This window comes from Tardiphaga robiniae (assembly GCF_001618955.1).
In the GTDB taxonomy this organism is placed as follows: Bacteria; Pseudomonadota; Alphaproteobacteria; order Rhizobiales; family Xanthobacteraceae; genus Tardiphaga; species Tardiphaga robiniae_A.
The window spans coordinates 1-16,410 of the sequence record NZ_LVYV01000006.1; the positions used below are offsets into that span (position 1 = coordinate 1).

Consider the following 16,410-nt stretch of genomic DNA (forward strand, 5'->3'; position numbering starts at 1 on the left):
GGTGCAACGGGCACCTGGCGTTCCGCACGCCCTCTCACAAGGGGCTAGGAATGCAAGCGACGACGGCGCCCCCGCGCCGCAAACAATGGGGGCGATGACGCATGTCTGAAGAGCAGTGGCTGTTTGAAATTCGAAGACGCTGAGGCGCGCAGGCGGTCGCGATATCCCTCCCTCAAGCGGCGAAGCCGCGCAGTGGGGTCTGGCGGACGAATTCGTCCGCCATGGTCGGGCGAACGAGACGATGCGTAGCATCGACGAAGTGGAGGCCGGGGTGGGGTGCCCCACGTGAGAGCGGTGCCTCTTGCACCACCCCACCCGTCACGTCGCTCGCAAGTGCTCGCAACGTGCCACCCATGGCGGACGAATTCGTCCGCCAGACCCCACTGCGCGGCTCGCCGCTTGGGGGAGGGAAAAGCAAGAGCCCTACTCCGCCGCGATCTGCCGCGGCGCGGGCGGCGGATTGGCGAGGTCCTTGGCGAGTTCGGCATAGCGCGCCTTCGCGGCCTGCACCGAGGCTTCCTTCACGGGGCCATAGCCACGAATGCTGTCCGGCAGCGAGAGGAGCTGCACGGCAGTATCTACAGTGAGCGGCGACAGCAGGTTCAACACCGTCGCGACGTCCTTCTCGTAGCCCGCAATCAGATCGCGCTCCAGCTTGCGGTCGGCGCTGTAGCCGAACACATCCAGCGGCGTGCCGCGCAAGGTGCGCAGCTTCGCCAGAATGCGAAACAGCGGCAGCATCCAGGCGCCGAACGCGCGCTTCTTTGGGCGCCCCGACGCGTCCGTACCCGGCAGCATCGGCGGCGCGAGATTGAAGCTGATCTTGACGTCACCCTCGAACTGATCGCGCAGCTGCTTCTCGAACTTGCCGTCGGTATAGAGCCGCGCGACCTCGTATTCGTCCTTGTAGGCGAGCAGCTTGGCGTAGTTGATCGCCACCGCACGCGGCAGTTCATCGTCATAGCCACCACGCATGGCGGCCTCACGGACCAGATCGACCATCGCCTGATAGCGCTCGGCGAGCTTGCTGTTCTGATAGTCCGTCAGCAATCCGCTGCGATGGGCGACGATCTCGTCGAGGCTCATCTCATCCAGCGTCTTTGGCGCGATGGTCTCATCGGCCCCCTTGAGCATGCCCGCGAGCCGTGCCGGATCGGCGGCGGCAAGACGGCCAAGCTGGAACGCCAGCATGTTCATCTTGATCGACACGCCATTGAGCTCGATGGCCTGCTCGATCGACGCTGCCTGCAGCGGCAGCAGCCCCTGTTGATAGGCAAAGCCCATCATCATCATGTTGGTCGCGATGGAATCGCCGAGCAGTGCTTCGGCCGCCTTGGTGAAATCGAGGAACGTCGATTCCTTGCGCAGCGACATTTCCAGCACGTTGTTGACCTTGCGGGACTGGAAATTGAAGTCGCGGTTGCGCACGAAATCCGCGATCGGAATGAGATGGGTGTTGACGATGCCAGTGGTGCGCGAGCTCTCGCAGAGCGAGATCGTGTCCTTGGCGATGGCCACCACTTCATCGGCCGCGATCAGGACATCTGCTGTGCCGGTGACGATGCGCGAGCAGGTAACGTCGCCGGTGTCGTTGGCGAGACGCACATGGCTGAGCACCGCGCCGCCCTTCTGCGCGAGGCCAGACATGTCGAGGATCATCGAGGCTTTGCCCTCGATATGCGCGGCCATGCCGAGCAGCGCACCGATGGTCAACACGCCGGTGCCACCGACGCCGCCGACGGCGACATTATAGGGCTTGTCGAGCGTCGGCCGCGTGGCGGGCTCCGGCAATGCACCGATGGCGCCGAGTTCGACGGGCGCCTTGCGCTTCAGCTTGCCGCCATCAACCGTGACGAAGGACGGGCAAAAGCCCTTGAGGCACGAATAGTCCTTGTTGCAGGAGGACTGATTGATGGTGCGCTTGCGACCCAATGGGGTCTCGAGCGGCTCCACCGAAATACAGTTCGACTGCACCGAGCAATCGCCGCAGCCTTCGCAGACTGCCGGGTTGATGAGCACGCGGCGCTGCGGATCTTCCAGAATGCCCTTCTTGCGGCGGCGACGCTTCTCGGCGGCGCAGGTCTGCACGAACACGATGGCCGAGCAGCCCGGCACATCGCGTAGCGTCTTCATCACGGCGTCGAGTTCGTCGCGATGCGCCAGCTTCACGCCCGGCGCAATGGTGTTGGCGGGATAGGCATCGGGATTCTCGGACACGAGGTAGATGTCGCGGATGCCCTCGCTGTGGAGCTGGAACGTGATCTTCTGCGGCGACAGGTCACCGTCATGGTGCTGACCACCGGTCATCGCCACCGCATCGTTGTAGAGGATCTTGTAGGTGATGTTCGCTTTAGAGGCGATCGACTGGCGGATCGCCAGCGAGCCGGAATGGAAGTAAGTGCCGTCGCCGAGATTGGCGAAGATGTGCTTCTCCTTGGTGAAGGGCGCGATGCCCGTCCATGGCACGCCCTCGCCGCCCATATGGGTGAAGGTCTCGGTGGAGCGATCCATCCACAGTGACATGAAGTGGCAGCCAATGCCGGCCAGCGCGCGCGAGCCCTCCGGGACCTTGGTCGAGGTATTGTGCGGACAGCCCGAACAGAAATACGGCGTGCGCGTGATCGGCACGACGTTCTGGACCTGCGAGGCCTCGCGTCCGTGAAACCAGTCGGCCTTGGCGCGCAGCAGTGCCGCGATCTCCGGATCGATCTCCATCGCCAGCAGGCGATCCACCAGCGAGGTCGCGACCTTGGCGACGCTCAGCTCTTCGGCGAATGGCAGGAAGCGATGATCGTGGGAATCCATCTTGCCGACGATGCGTGGCCGCACATCGTCACGCCAGTTGAACAGCTCCTGCTTGACCTGGTTTTCGACGATCTCGCGGCGCTCTTCGACGATGAAGATCTCTTCGAGGCCCACGGCAAACTTGCGTACACCTTCCGGCTCCAGCGGCCACGGCATGCCGATCTTGTACAGTCGCAGACGAATCTTGGCGGCGACCTCTTCGGTAATACCCAGCTCACGCAATGCCTGGCGCACGTCCTCATAGCTCTTGCCGGAGGCCATGATACCGAAGCGCGCATTCGGCGAGTCCATGGTGACACGGTTGATGTTGTTGGCGCGGGCAAAGGCAATCGCCGCGAAGCCCTTGTAGTCCTGCAAGCGGCGATCCTGCACATAGCGGTCGTCCGGCCAGCGCAGGTTCAGACCATCCGGCGGCAGTTCGAAATCGGTGGGAATATTGAACGGGGTCATCTCGTCATTGAGGTTGATCTCCGCCGTGGTCTCCACGGTTTCGGTGATCACCTTCATGCCAACCCAGCAGCCGGAATAGCGCGACATCGCGATACCGAGCAGACCCATCTCGATCATCTCGTGGATCGACGACGGGTAGAGATAGGGCATCAGCGCCGAGATGAAGGCATGGTCGGACTGATGCGGAACAGTCGAGGACTTGGCGCCGTGGTCGTCGCCGGCGAGACAGAGCACGCCACCGAATTTCGCGGAGCCGGCAGCATTGCCGTGACGGAAGACGTCGCCGCAGCGATCGACGCCAGGGCCCTTGCCGTACCAGATGCCGACCACGCCATCATATTCGGCGCCGGGCGAGAGATTGAGCTGCTGGGTGCCCCAGATCGCGGTGGCTGCGAGATCTTCGTTGACGCCAGGCTGGAATTTGACGCCGTATTGATCGAGGTGTTTCCGTGCCGCCACGAGCTGCTGGTCGTAGCCGCCGAGCGGCGAGCCGCGATAGCCGGTAACAAAGGCTGCGGTGTTCAGACCCGCCGCGCGGTCCCTGCGGACCTGTGCCATCGGCAGTCGCACCAGCGCCTGAATGCCGGTCAGGAAAATGTGGCCAGAGCCCTGGGTGTATTTCTGATCGAGACTGATCGCGCCTTGATTAATTCCCATTCCCACCCTCGTCACTGCGGCCTCTGAACTGTCGCCCGGGGCTATCGCCCCGGACTGCGTCGTCCGGCCTGCTCGCGCCTATTATCTGGGGTCGTTCGACTCCCTTAGAAACAGTCTATGTTGGATTTTGAACGGGACGCACCACAATTCTGGGCAATGGAGCCCCGCGTCCAAAGAACGCAATTTCGTGATGAATGCGGCCGGTAGACTTGTCACGTTGTGTCGCCGCAAAGGCCTTTGGCGCAAGGACGTAACGGCTTCACGCTGCAGTGCGATGCAGCACGATCTGCCAAAGGAGGCTCAGGCCTCGCCCGGGAATATCTCGCTGATGATCTTCATCAGATCGGCCTCGCGAAACGGCTTGCGCAGATAGGCGCGAAAACGCCCTGCCCGGTCGCGCACGACATGCTCCAGCAACGAGGTCATGACGACCACCGGAATTCCGCTCAGCCGCTCGTCCTGCCCCATCGCTGCGATCAGGCCGGCGCCGTCGAGGAACGGCATCATAAAATCGGTAAGCACGAGATCGGGCGTGTCCCGATGCAGAATGTCGAGCGCCTCGCGGCCATTGCCGGCCACGAGGACATTGAAGGCATATTCGCTCAACAGGACTTCGAGCCAGTCGGCGATCGCCCATTCGTCCTCGACAATCAGGACAGTTCGCACCGCTATTCTCCAGTCAACTTAAGATCCGTCGATGGAGTTGGTGCAGGTCCCTGACTAGAAATGTCCCTGAGGATGCGCTCCGCACTCTGGAAATCGGCATCAAGAACGATGCCGCCGTCGAGAATTTCAAAGCGGCGCATGCGCATATCGGTCCGGCGGTCACGCGATTTCAGAATGGTCATCAGACGATGGTTTTCCGAGCGCAAGGCTGCGAGATGCAGCGCGATGATGTTCTCGGCAACCGCCGAGAGACCCGTCTGGTTGACGCCCTTGAGCGGCTGCCCGGGTGTCATGCCAGCGTGGTCCGTTTCTGCGGTTGCCAGCGTGGTAACACCGAGTGCGCGCAACTCGTTGCACAGCGCCGACAAAAAAGAGCCGATGCGCTCCTTTTCGTCGGTGAGCTTCGAGAAGCCTTCGATGCCATCGATCACCAGACGGCGCACGCGGTTCTGCCTGATGGTCGAGAGCAGCTCGGTTGCGACCTCGTCGAGCACCGCTTCTGTCTGCGGACGCCACATCAGCGTGACTTTGTCGCCCCGCGATTTGAGCGGCAGCTTGAGGCTGTCGGCCTTGATGCGCAGTGCCATCGGATTCTCGTGGAACCCGAACAGCATCGCCGGTTCATTGGCGGGACCGCCGGTCAGGAACTGAAGACCGGCCGTGGTTTTGCCCGACCCGGAAGGCCCGAGCACCACCGTCACCGAATGCGTATCGACGCCGCCGCCAAGCATCTTGTCGACGCCGGCGATGCCGACCGACACCATCGGACCGTCGGCGCTGTCCCAAACGCTCGGTGTCTCCAGCAGCGCCTCGATACGCGGATAGATGGCGTGGCCGTTCTCAGTGATGCGATAGGAGTGCTTGCCGCCCATGAACCAGGTGCCACGCAGTTTATGGACCTGCAGCGAACGCTCGGCACGGCGGCCATGCAGTGCCGACTGCAGCTCGATGAGACCGTCCACCATCGTATGCTCAGGCGGATGCGCATCGGCGTCGAAGGCGCTGGTCAGAAGGAACATGGTGCAGTTACTGAAGGCGGCCTGGGTTTGCAATTCGTGGATGAACTTCTTCAACTCAAGCTCGGAGCGCGCCTTTTCGTGCACGGTGATGAGACCATCGAGCACGAGGATGCTGGCCTTGCGCGTGCGAACCTCGCGGCGGACCACGTCCAGCAGTCCGCGCAGCCCGTCGTCTTCCAGCGTCTTGAAGGCGCCGACATAGGACATGCGGTCGGGAATTGCTGCTTCATCGAAGAAGGTCATCCGCCGCATGTGTCCGATCATGCGGGCGTGGCTTTCGGCAAGCAGCGTGATGTAAAGCGCGTTCCGCCCCTGCGCGGCCTGCGCGAAACAGATCTGGTTGCCCAGAATCGTCTTTCCGGCGCCCGGGGCGCCCTGAATGATGTAGATGCCGCCGTCGAAAACGCCCCCACCCAGGATCGCATCGAGACCCGGTACGCCGGTTGCAAACCGGCCGTTATCGCCACTCATTCCGAAACTGCCCCTAACGTGTCACCTATACCGGTGAGATGTTGAAACGTGTCGGGGAGCGATGGGTTCCAAAGCTTTTTCAGAAATATTTCGAAACGCTGCCTCTCAGCAAGGCAGCATCCCGCTAATAGCGCACCCGAAACGGAACATCGGCCTTTACGGGCCATTGCTGTCCGGTCACCCTGACAACATCAGGCATGGAGGACGGAAATGGATCAGAAGCTGAATACCTGGACGTCGCAGCCTGAACTCGCCGGCAACGATATGGCGTCGACGAATGACGGTTCTTATCATCCGGATTGCGGCGAAGAGCATGATCACAAGCCGACCAAGGCCATCATCGGCGTGGGACTACTCGTGGTGCTGAGTTTCCTGCTCTATGAATTCAACGGCAAGGTGTCCAAGACCCACACGTCAGCGACCCCGCCCGCGCAGCACCAGAGCTTCGCGGCTAACCGTTAGGCTTCGACAGCTTCGTCCGCAATAGCGCTTTCAGTCTCGGGCACGACGACCCGAAACTGGAAGCCGTGCAGACCGATGGTCGGCACGATGCCGAAATGGTCAGTGCCGAAGACTTTGACCCGATGCTGCAATTCGTCTTTCTCGATGCTTACCGGGATGTCGCAGATCTGCTCATAGGCCTTGCGTGTGTGGCGCTTGTTACCCCAACGCAGTGCGCGCTCGATCAGCGGCTCCGGCTGTGTGGCCAGGACGCGTGCCATCCGCCAGAAAGTCTGCACCAGCTTCGTATAGGCAATCTCTTCCAGACCCGCGACACTGATGTCCGCCGGAATTGGGAACGCCTCGACATCCACGATCGGTCCGGCATCGACACGTGCAATCATGCGATGGACCGTGCAGCCGAAGTCGGTCGCATGATCGTAGAGCGCAAAATGTGCCGGGGCCCAGCCGGGATATTGCGGCGGGCCGGGATGGAAATTGTAGGCGCCAAAGCCAAGCTGATCGAGCACCGCGCCGGGGACTATCACGCCAGTGGTGAACGAAATCATCCGTGCCCGGCGCAGCCAATCGGGCTCGATCGCCGCCAGATCTTCAGCTGTGAAAACAGGAAGGACCGTCAGGGCCGGATTGTGACCACGGAGCAAAGTTGTAAAGACCGAGTGCTCAGCAGGACCCGTCAGGAGGATAATCGTATCGAACATTCGAGCTGCCACGCGCTTCTGCGAATCAATAATCGCCTCAGCGTCGCAGCCAGGTCTTAACATCTGATGAGCAGACCCGATCACGCTGCATTGCCACATAGGATGAGGCTCTGGAATGGCACAATCTCTGGAACATGCACCTCATCTGACGATTGTCTTGCCGCACAGGAGGACACGACATGGCGAACATTCCTAATCCCAATGATCCGTATCGTCCAAATCCCGCCGATGACATCCGCAATCCTGCGCGGCTCGACAATGAGCTGCAGGCCGATCCTGAACTCGCGGAAGGGCCAGCGAGCGGTAGCCGCATGGCAATTTATGCACTTGGCATTGTTGTCTTGCTCGGCGCCGTATTCTACGGCCTTAACAATACATCGATGAATCCGGGCGACGCGACGAAGACCGCATCCCAATCCGCGCCGGCGACGCAAGACAATACGCCAAAGGCGCCGGCGCCAACCAACGACATCGCGGATTCCTATTCGAAGCCGCCGGTGGCACCCGGCGTACGTGACGTGACGCCGACCAACAACCAGCCCGGCGTCACCACCGGTGCGGCACCTGCGCGACCGCAAGCCCCGCAATCGGCTCCGACCGGCACCGAGATCGACAGCTCGAAGGGCGGCGCGCCGAAGTAACGGCGCGACGGGCAGACAAAGCTGCGGACAGCAATGCCCGCGGCTTTGTCGCGCGTGGGCTATGCAGTCACCTGGCGCAGGAATGTGCGCTCTTCCGCCAGGATGAACTGGTGCTCCTCGGCCGACGCGAAATTCGCGACGCCGTCAGCGTCAGTGCGCAGTCTGGCGCGGTAGGCCTCATAGGCTGCCAAATCTGGAAACGAGATCAGGCCGAATGCAATGTTGTTCGTTCCTTCATGCGGCATCCAATAGCCCTGCAGATCACCACCGCATTTGGGAATAATCGTCAGCCAGCGCTTGGCATAGGCCTCGAACAATGTGCGTTTGAACGGATCGATCTGATAGCGAATGAAGACAGTGATCGTCATGACGGCTCCCTCTGCAGATGCCTGGATATAGCCGCTTGCTCGACCGAGATACTTCGATTAGCGTCGAAGTATGAAAGCAGGTCCGGACATCGCCATGGTCGCTGCGCTTGTTGGCGATCCTGCACGCGCCAATATGCTGACGGCGCTGATGACAGGCCGTGCGCTGACTGCGAGCGAGCTCGCCCAGGAAGCCGGGATTACGGCGCCGACCGCGAGTTCACACCTCTCCAAGCTCGAAGCGGGCGGCCTGATCGAGCCGGAAAAACAAGGGCGCCATCGCTATTATCGCCTCACCGGCCCCGATGTCGCCGGTGTGCTGGAAGGTCTGGCCGGCCTGGCAGCCCGCGCGGGCCATCTTCGCGTTCGCACCGGGCCGAAAGAACCCGCATTGCGCCACGCACGGATTTGCTACGACCATCTCGCCGGCGATCTCGGCGTGCAGATGCTCGACAGCATGCGGGCACAGAAGCTGATCCGGCAGACCAAGCAGACCATCGAACTCACGACCCAGGGCAGCCGGTTCGTTGCTGAAGAATTGAGGATAGATCCGGCGACGCTGGCGCATCCACGTCGGCCGGTCTGCAAGGCCTGCCTCGACTGGAGCGAGCGGCGCCACCATCTGGCCGGCACACTCGGCGCCGCCATCATGACCTCGTTCACCACGATGAAATGGGCGGCAAGGGACCCCTCGCCCAGCAGCCGCGTAGTGCATTTCACCCGCAGCGGCGAGAGGCGCTTCGAGGCATTGTTCGGCACGACCGGCGACGCTATCCGGAAAACGTGAAGACGCCGGCTTACCTTCGCCGCAATGCAGCCTGAAACCGCGCCGGACCTTCTTTCCCCCGGAGCTTTCCCCAATGAACCGCCTGCTGCTCGCCGCGCTGATTGCCACATTACCGCTCACCACATCGCAGGCGGCCGAGCCACCGGCGGCACGCGAGCCCTATGGCATCGGTCTCGAAGGCTTCCCCTATCCCTACCCCGTCAACATGCTGCCGCTGGTCAATGACGGCGAGCAGGTGCGCATGGCCTATATGGATGTGCCGTCGCAGAAGCCGAACGGACGCACCGTGCTGCTGCTGCACGGTCGCAATTTTCCGTCGAGCTACTGGGCACCGGTGATCGGCACATTGAACGATGCAGGTTACCGCGTGGTGGTCCCCGATCAGATCGGCTTTGGCAAATCATCGAAGCCATCAGGCGATCTGCATTTCGACAACCTTGCCCGCAACACCGTCGCGCTGATGGATCACCTCGGGATCGCGAAATTCGACATCGTTGCGCATTCGCTCGGCGGCATGTTGAGTGTGCGCATTGCCCGCGCCTATCCCGATCGCATCGATCACCTGCTGCTCGCGGCGCCGATCGGACTTGAGGACTATCGGCTCTATGTGCCACCGACACCGACCGAGAAGATTCTGGAGAACGAAGACAAGCTGACGGCGGAAGGCTACCGCAAACAGCTCGAGGTGAATTATTCGCTGAAGATGCAGCCCGACCAGGTAACGCCCTTGATCGACGCACGTTTCAACATCAAGGGGTCGGCTGAATATCCGCGCTGGCTGCGCGCCTTCGTCAGCTCGGCGCAGCTCATTTATCGCGAGCCCGTGGTGCACGAAATTCCGCTGATCGCACTGCCAACCCTGTTCATCATGGGGGCCGACGATCACAACGCGCCGGGCAAGCCGAATGCACCGGAAGCGCTACGGCCGAAGATGGGTCAGAACGCCGATCTCGCCAAGGCACTGGCGGCGAAGATGCCGAACGCGAAGGCCGAGGTGCTTCCTAACGCGGGTCATATCGTGTTTCTCGATGCACCGGCCAAATTCAACGAGCTGATGCTGGCATTTCTCGCGGCGAAGTAGCAACCACTGCGCCCTGCTACGCAGATATCCCGAAACATTCATGCTGTATTCAGATCGAATCGGCTTAACTCAGCCTGCGTAGCGTCGATCCCTTGCAACTTTCTTGCCCCCCTAAAAGAGCTGCACCGGGTGACGCGATGCCATCATTATTCTCTGCGCCGCAGAGCGGCACCATCGAGGGAGAACACACGAATGAAGACGATTTTTGCGGCCGCCTTGTTTGCCGCCAGCGTCGGGGGCATCGGTGCCGCCAGCGCAGCAATGCCACTGGCGCCGCTCAGCGCAGCCGATACGGCCGGCGTAATCCAGGTCGCTCAGGGCTGCGGCCCGGGCTATGCCCGTGGTCCGCAGGGTTTTTGCCGCCCGATGCGCATGGGCCCCCCTCCGGGCCGTTTCTGCCCGCCCGGCTTCTTTCGCAATCCCTACGGCCGCTGCATCCGCCGCTGGTGATCGATTCACAATCGTGACGACGAAAGCCCCGCCATTGGCGGGGTTTCTTGTTTTGCACGCTGCTCGGTTACAGCCGTCACACAGAGATGACAGACTGACTTTCCGCTATATTGGGGATCGCGATGTCAGGCACTCCGCTTCGTTTCATTCTGGCCGGGCTCCTTGGCCTCTCGCTAACGACCGCGCAGGCCCAGACGATCTCCCTGCCCGATCCGCAACTCGGCCCGCGGCCGTTCTATCTCGTCGACAAGATGAAAGACGGCCCGCTAAAGGCAAAGCTGAGCACCTGTACCGGGCCGTTTCGCAAGAGCGATTTTTCCATCGCCCATCGCGGGGCGCCGCTGCAATTCCCCGAGCACAGCCGGGAATCCTATCTGGCCGCGGCACGGATGGGCGCCGGCGTGATCGAATGCGACGTGACCTTCACCAAAGACCGCCAGCTCGTGTGCCGGCATTCGCAATGCGATCTGCACACGACAACCAATATTCTCTCGGTGCCGGCGCTGGCGGCGAAATGCACGCAGCCTTTCAGCCCCGCCGATCCCGCCACCGGCAAGAAAGCATCGGCGAAGTGCTGCACCAGCGACATCACGCTGGCTGAGTTCAGGACGCTGACAGCGAAGATGGATGCCGCCAACACCTCTGCCACGACCGTCGCGGATTATCAGAACGGCACGCCGCGCTGGCGCACCGATCTCTATGCAAGCTCTGGCACACTGATGACCCATGCCGAGAGCATCGCGCTGATCAAGAGCCTCGGCGCCAAATTCACGCCGGAGCTGAAGGCGCCGGAAGTGCCGATGCCGTTCGACGGCGATTACAGTCAGGAGAAATACGCAACCCAGATGCTCGACGAGTATCGCGGCGCCGGCATTCCACCTGGCGACGTATTTGCCCAGAGCTTCGATCTCAACGATATCAAGTTCTGGATCCGCACCGCGCCGGACTTCGGCGCGCAGGCGGTTTATCTCGATGGCCGCTATGAAACACCGGGTTTCGATCACATGCGCGCGGAAACGTGGAAGCCGTCGATGCCGGAGCTCAAGGCTGCCAATGTGAAGATTCTGGCGCCGCCGATCTATATGCTGCTGACGCTGGGTTCCGATGGGCGCATCGTCCCCTCCCCATATGCCAAAGCGGCGCGCGATGCCGGGCTCGATCTGATCACCTGGTCGCTGGAGCGCGACGGGCCGCTCGCAAACGGCGGCAGCTTCTTCCATCGCTCGGTCAAACCCGCCATCGACCGCGACGGCGACACGCTGACGGTGCTGGACGTGCTCGCGAAGGATGTCGGCGTCCGCGGTGTCTTTTCCGACTGGCCGGCCACGACGACGTTCTATGCCAGCTGCATGGGGCTGCGCTGACGCAGCACGCTATTTGGCGTCGCTGTCATAGATGAATTTCGGCATTTCCAGCTTCAGCCGGATCGCCAGCAGGCGGAATACCAGTCCGGTCACGGCCGCAACCAGCGTGACGAGATCCGGACTGAATCCGTATTTGATGCCGCCGATATAGAGAAGTCCCGTGACGATCGACACGCTGGCATAGAGTTCGGCGCGAAACAGCAGCGGCACGTCGTTGCACAGCACGTCGCGGAGCACGCCTCCGACGCAGCCGGTGATCATCCCGGCCACCACGACGATCAGCAGCGGCTGATCCATGGCGAGCGCAATGTTGCAGCCCATGATGGTGAAGAGAGGAAACAGCAGGGCTTCGGTATGGGGCATGGGACTCGTCGGCAGCGGATGACGGCGACCTGTAACACAAATCCGTGCATGCGGTGACCGGCGGCGGACAAATCCCCGCCATCTTCCTGAGCCTCCATCACAACCTCACAGCAGGAGGTGTCATGACCCGTCTGTTTCTCACCCTCTCCATTCTACTCATGGCTGGCGCGGCCATGGCGGAGGACGCGCGGCTGTCGATGCCCTATTACGGCAGCGCTACCATGAATGCCGATGACAGTCTGGTGCTGCATTTCACCCGCACGGTCGATGGCAAGGCGGCCGACGGTTCGCAGACCTTTGCCCCCGGCGATCGCAGCTATGACAATGTGCGTCGCCACCTGAGCGGCATTGCACCCGGCCAGACCAAACCGCTGACGCCCTGGAGAGACTGAGCGTCAGCACAAACGGGCTTTACCTACCAGTAGCGGCGGCGGCGCCAGTAGCGACGACGGACGACGTAGCGGCGACGCCAGCCCCAATGCCGACGGCGGCGATAGCCCCAGAACCGGCGACGCCGCCAGCCGCGACGATGCCACCGCACTTGCTCCGGCTGCAGCCGATCGACGTCGTCCTGCGACGCCACCGCGGCTTGCGGTTCTGTGTCCGGTTTGTGGTTGTCGAGCGGATTGGTCGGTAGCAGCGGAGCGGCTTGGGCCCGGGTGACAGTCTGGGCAACCAACCCGGCGCCTGCGACAAAGCCGAAGGCGATCTTCAGAAAATGACGGCGTTCCATCGCGATCCCTCCTGATATCCGTGAGGGCATCAGGATCGGACCGGCGGCATGAATGGAAACTGAATGTGCGTGGGAACTCACACATTCGGCATCTCGCCGTTATCGAAAGCCGGTAGCGAGCCCGACCACCTGGCCATCAAGCCCATTGAAGCCATGATATCCCCGTGCCTCGCAGGGATCGCCGTCGTTACGTCCGCCGCTCAGCCACGCCACGCGGGCGCGACCGGCCGACCATTTCACGAACGGAACGACGCCGGCCGGCGCGGTGAACTTGCAGCCGTCATTGCGATGATGGATGACGAGCGTGCGCGGCAACGCCGAGGGCGAGCCGACGATCGACATCACATTGCTGCCGCTGCCAGACTCCGCGCTGAGAAAGCCCGAGGTCAGCACCAGCGCATCCGGCCGCGCGCCGCGGGCGATGCCTTCGGCGGCACGCTGTGTGCCGCGGCTGGTCGCCACCACCGTCACCGGGCGCTTGATTGCGGCCATGTATTGCACGGCGCTGGACAGATCGACTGACGCGTCGACCACCAGCACCGCCAGCCCGCGCGCCGCATAGGCGCTGCGGGTTCGCACGAGCTGATTGCCTTTCAGCCCGTTGATCTCGCCGTGCTCGCCAGGATTGATGGCCCCGCTGCCGCCCGGCATCAGGATCACGCTGGCGCGGGGTGATGCAGGCTTGATGAGCACGGCGCGGGAGCCACCGACGCTGACGGTTTCGTCGGCAATAGCAATACTGTTGGAAAAGCAGATCAGGGTTAGAAAAGCGGCGATCCGGAGGACCCAGACAGGAGCCTTCGTCATGTCAAACCTCGCTGGTCGACGATCAAGGGTGCTGCAGCCACTATAGACGTATATGCCACACTCGTCGGTCTTGTGCGCTAATCTGGTAATTTCCCGCCCGCAGCTTGGTAAAAGCCGGCAAGTTGATTTGCCAGCAGCGACGCTAACAGCGTCTCCATCTTGGACACATCAATCTTGCCTTCCCGGCACGCCGCATCAGCAGCGTCCAAAGCGTCGAAATATGGTTTGCGATTGTCTACAATCTGATCAGGTATCGTTGGCGTGCCAGGAAGTATCGCTCCCGCTCGGATCGAAAGAACGACATAGGAAATAATGCGAGAAGTTCGTCCGTTTCCATCAGCGAATGGATGGATCCAGTTCAATCGCCACATTAGATAAGCGGCAAGATGGATCGGTGTGCTATCTTTCCAATGATCATTGACGTAGTCGCACATGTCCTCGATCAATTCGGGGACTAGATGCGCTCCAACAGGCTCGTGCCTGCTTCCCTCGATAGCAACCCCGCCCGGGCGATAGTTGCCGGCGTAAGAGCTTATGCCGATCAGCGCTTCTCGCTGAAGACCGAGAATTAATGAAGGGCGCAACTTAAACGAAGCACGATCGAGCGCGGTTTGGATTGCACCAAGAGCCGCATCGTACTGCCTAAAGCCATTTCGGGCTTCGGCCGCGGCCTTCGCTTGCGGATCGGTAATTAACTCAGGCTCAAGCGCGCGGCTATCTCGCCGTTCGCGCTCTTCTCCTGTCATTTGCCTTCCTTGGCAAGCTTTTCGGCCTCACGATCAACCATGTCGCGGGTAATCAAATCATTCTCAAAATGCGTGTTACCATAGACAAAGCTACGCCGTTGCTGCTCACGATGCTCAGGGCTTGGCTGAGCAGTTTTTGCAGCATCAAGAAGTTTTTTTAGAGCATCGGTCATAACAGCAATATAAGCGACTCGCCCGAGAGATTCCACGAAAATTCATCGCCCAACTGATGGGTGCGCCCAAGTTCCGCCCCTACAACGGCATGTTGTCATGCTTCTTCATCGGCACTTCGAGATGCTTGTCCTTCAGCATCGCCAGCGCCCTCGCGATGCGCTTGCGGGTTGAGTGCGGCATGATCACGTCGTCGATATAGCCGCGCTCGGCGGCGACGAAGGGTGACAGGAAGCGGTCTTCATATTCCTTGGTGCGCGCGGCGATCTTGTCGGCGTCACCGATGTCCTGGCGAAAGATGATTTCCACCGCGCCCTTGGCGCCCATCACGGCGATCTGCGCCGTCGGCCAGGCATAGTTCATGTCGGCGCCGATTTCCTTCGAGGCCATCACGTCGAACGCGCCGCCATAGGCCTTGCGGGTGATCACGGTCACCAAGGGCACCGTGCACTGGCTGTAGGCGAATAGCAGCTTGGCGCCGTGCTTGATGAGGCCGCCATATTCCTGCGCGGTGCCCGGCAGGAAGCCCGGCACGTCGACGAAGGTGACGATCGGGATGTTGAAGGCATCGCAGAAGCGCACGAAGCGCGCGGCCTTGCGTGAGGCGTCAGAGTCGAGCACGCCGGCCAGCACCATCGGCTGGTTGGCCACGAAGCCCACGGTCTTGCCGGCAATGCGGCCGAAGCCGGTGACGATGTTCTTGGCGAAGGTCTCCGCGATCTCGAAGAAGTCGCCCTCGTCCACGACCTTCAGGATCAATTCCTTCATGTCATAGGGCTTGTTCGGATTGTCGGGGATCAGCGTGTCGAGCGACAGGTCCTGGCGCTCGATGTCGTCGAAGCTCGGCCATTCCGGCACGCCTTCGGTATTGTTGGCCGGCAGGAAATCGATCAGCCGGCGCATCTGCAGCAGCGTCTCGACGTCGTTCTCGAACGCGCCGTCGGCGATCGAGGATTTCGTCGCGTGCACGCTGGCGCCACCGAGTTCTTCGGCGGTGACGACCTCGTTGGTCACGGTCTTCACCACGTCGGGGCCGGTGACGAACATGTAGCTGGTGTTCTTCACCATGAAGATGAAGTCGGTCATGGCCGGCGAATAGACGTCGCCGCCGGCGCAGGGTCCCATAATGACGGAGATCTGCGGGATCACGCCCGAAGCCTGCACGTTGCGGCGGAATACGTAGGAATAACCCGCGAGCGCCGCGACGCCCTCCTGGATGCGCGCGCCACCGGCGTCATAGAGGCCGATGATCGGCGCCCGCGCCTTCATCGCCATGTCCTGCAGCTTGGTGATCTTGAGCGCGTGGGTCTCGGACAGCGAACCACCGAACACGGTGAAATCCTTGGCGAACACGAAGGTCTTGCGGCCGTTCACGGTGCCCCAGCCGGTGACGACGCCGTCGCCGGGAATCCTGGACTTTTCCATGCCAAATTCCACGGAGCGGTGTTCGACGAACATGTCGAATTCCTCGAAAGACCCCTTGTCCAGCAGCAGCTCGATGCGCTCGCGGGCGGTCAGCTTGCCCTTGCTATGCTGCGACTCGATGCGCTTCTCGCCGCCGCCCAGTTTGGCGCCTGCACGACGCGCTTCGAGGGTGTCCAGGATGTCTTTCATTGTGCGTCCCCTAGCGGCCGCGGCGGGACCGCGGGCGTCACAAGCTTCGTTGTTGAG

General features: G+C 61.6%; 18 protein-coding genes. 7 read left to right on the forward strand and 11 right to left on the reverse strand.

The genetic code is table 11. From position 1 onward, the window contains the following. Positions 1-423: 423 nt before the first annotated feature. The 3 genes from A4A58_RS09785 to A4A58_RS09795 all read right to left on the reverse strand — a co-directional run bounded on the left by A4A58_RS09785 (position 424) and on the right by A4A58_RS09795 (position 6,068). Entirely contained in the window at positions 424-3,912 is a 3,489-nt protein-coding gene (locus A4A58_RS09785; protein ID WP_068731401.1) for an indolepyruvate ferredoxin oxidoreductase family protein, read from the reverse strand. Positions 3,913-4,212: 300 nt separating this feature from the next. Continuing rightward, on the reverse strand, positions 4,213-4,578 hold the full coding sequence (locus A4A58_RS09790) for a response regulator (protein WP_068731403.1): 366 nt from the start codon (positions 4,576-4,578) through the stop codon (positions 4,213-4,215). Positions 4,579-4,580: 2 nt separating this feature from the next. Continuing rightward, entirely contained in the window at positions 4,581-6,068 is a 1,488-nt protein-coding gene (locus A4A58_RS09795) for an RAD55 family ATPase (RefSeq protein ID WP_068731405.1), read from the reverse strand. A gap of 210 nt (positions 6,069-6,278) precedes the next feature. Here A4A58_RS09795 and A4A58_RS09800 point away from each other — a divergent pair, with 210 nt between their 5' ends. After that, positions 6,279-6,530: a hypothetical protein gene (locus A4A58_RS09800; protein ID WP_068731407.1), complete on the forward strand. Its 252-nt coding sequence runs from the start codon at positions 6,279-6,281 to the stop codon at positions 6,528-6,530. Here A4A58_RS09800 and A4A58_RS09805 read toward each other — a convergent pair. Then, the gene (locus A4A58_RS09805; RefSeq protein ID WP_244499717.1) at positions 6,527-7,315 is read right to left on the reverse strand and encodes a formyltransferase family protein; all 789 of its coding nucleotides are present in this window, start codon (positions 7,313-7,315) and stop codon (positions 6,527-6,529) included. The two genes, A4A58_RS09800 and A4A58_RS09805, sit on opposite strands and share 4 nt — an antisense overlap. 95 nt (positions 7,316-7,410) lie before the next feature. On the opposite strand from A4A58_RS09805, the gene A4A58_RS09810 reads away from it, so the two are divergent. Beyond that, complete coding sequence (locus tag A4A58_RS09810) at positions 7,411-7,872, forward strand: hypothetical protein (protein WP_068731411.1); 462 nt, start codon at positions 7,411-7,413, stop codon at positions 7,870-7,872. 59 nt (positions 7,873-7,931) lie between these two features. Here A4A58_RS09810 and A4A58_RS09815 read toward each other — a convergent pair whose 3' ends face one another. Continuing rightward, positions 7,932-8,240 (reverse strand): NIPSNAP family protein, encoded by a 309-nt coding sequence (locus A4A58_RS09815; RefSeq protein WP_068731412.1) that lies wholly within the window; start codon positions 8,238-8,240, stop codon positions 7,932-7,934. Positions 8,241-8,310: 70 nt separating this feature from the next. On the opposite strand from A4A58_RS09815, the gene A4A58_RS09820 reads away from it, so the two are divergent. The 4 genes from A4A58_RS09820 (at position 8,311) to A4A58_RS09835 (ending at position 11,919) form a co-directional block, all read left to right on the forward strand. Continuing rightward, on the forward strand, positions 8,311-9,024 hold the full coding sequence (locus A4A58_RS09820; protein WP_068731414.1) for an ArsR/SmtB family transcription factor: 714 nt from the start codon (positions 8,311-8,313) through the stop codon (positions 9,022-9,024). A gap of 73 nt (positions 9,025-9,097) precedes the next feature. Continuing rightward, positions 9,098-10,105 (forward strand): alpha/beta fold hydrolase, encoded by a 1,008-nt coding sequence (locus tag A4A58_RS09825; RefSeq protein WP_068731415.1) that lies wholly within the window; start codon positions 9,098-9,100, stop codon positions 10,103-10,105. Between the two features lie 192 nt (positions 10,106-10,297). Continuing rightward, complete coding sequence (locus tag A4A58_RS09830) at positions 10,298-10,555, forward strand: GCG_CRPN prefix-to-repeats domain-containing protein (RefSeq protein WP_068731416.1); 258 nt, start codon at positions 10,298-10,300, stop codon at positions 10,553-10,555. Positions 10,556-10,677: 122 nt separating this feature from the next. Then, positions 10,678-11,919: a glycerophosphodiester phosphodiesterase family protein gene (locus A4A58_RS09835; protein WP_068731417.1), complete on the forward strand. Its 1,242-nt coding sequence runs from the start codon at positions 10,678-10,680 to the stop codon at positions 11,917-11,919. 9 nt (positions 11,920-11,928) lie between these two features. On the opposite strand, the gene A4A58_RS09840 is transcribed toward A4A58_RS09835, so the two are convergent. Next, positions 11,929-12,282 (reverse strand): trimeric intracellular cation channel family protein, encoded by a 354-nt coding sequence (locus A4A58_RS09840; RefSeq protein ID WP_068731418.1) that lies wholly within the window; start codon positions 12,280-12,282, stop codon positions 11,929-11,931. Between the two features lie 122 nt (positions 12,283-12,404). Between A4A58_RS09840 and A4A58_RS09845 the strand changes: the two genes are divergently transcribed. Next, the gene (locus A4A58_RS09845) at positions 12,405-12,674 is read left to right on the forward strand and encodes a hypothetical protein (RefSeq protein ID WP_139069821.1); all 270 of its coding nucleotides are present in this window, start codon (positions 12,405-12,407) and stop codon (positions 12,672-12,674) included. Between the two features lie 23 nt (positions 12,675-12,697). On the opposite strand, the gene A4A58_RS09850 is transcribed toward A4A58_RS09845, so the two are convergent. The 5 genes from A4A58_RS09850 to A4A58_RS09865 all read right to left on the reverse strand — a co-directional run bounded on the left by A4A58_RS09850 (position 12,698) and on the right by A4A58_RS09865 (position 16,353). Continuing rightward, positions 12,698-13,015 carry a hypothetical protein gene (locus tag A4A58_RS09850; RefSeq protein ID WP_068731420.1) on the reverse strand — a complete coding sequence of 106 codons (318 nt, stop codon included), beginning with the start codon at positions 13,013-13,015 and terminating at the stop codon, positions 12,698-12,700. Positions 13,016-13,114: 99 nt separating this feature from the next. After that, positions 13,115-13,822, reverse strand: a complete 708-nt coding sequence (locus tag A4A58_RS09855; protein ID WP_068731421.1) for an alpha/beta hydrolase — start codon at positions 13,820-13,822, stop codon at positions 13,115-13,117. Positions 13,823-13,899: 77 nt separating this feature from the next. Continuing rightward, positions 13,900-14,568: a Fic family protein gene (locus A4A58_RS09860; protein ID WP_068731422.1), complete on the reverse strand. Its 669-nt coding sequence runs from the start codon at positions 14,566-14,568 to the stop codon at positions 13,900-13,902. Continuing rightward, on the reverse strand, positions 14,565-14,777 hold the full coding sequence (locus A4A58_RS31130) for a hypothetical protein (protein ID WP_139069822.1): 213 nt from the start codon (positions 14,775-14,777) through the stop codon (positions 14,565-14,567). The genes A4A58_RS09860 and A4A58_RS31130 overlap by 4 nt, the downstream gene beginning before the upstream one ends. A 43-nt stretch (positions 14,778-14,820) precedes the next feature. Further along, positions 14,821-16,353: an acyl-CoA carboxylase subunit beta gene (locus A4A58_RS09865; protein WP_068731424.1), complete on the reverse strand. Its 1,533-nt coding sequence runs from the start codon at positions 16,351-16,353 to the stop codon at positions 14,821-14,823. Positions 16,354-16,410: the final 57 nt, after the last annotated feature.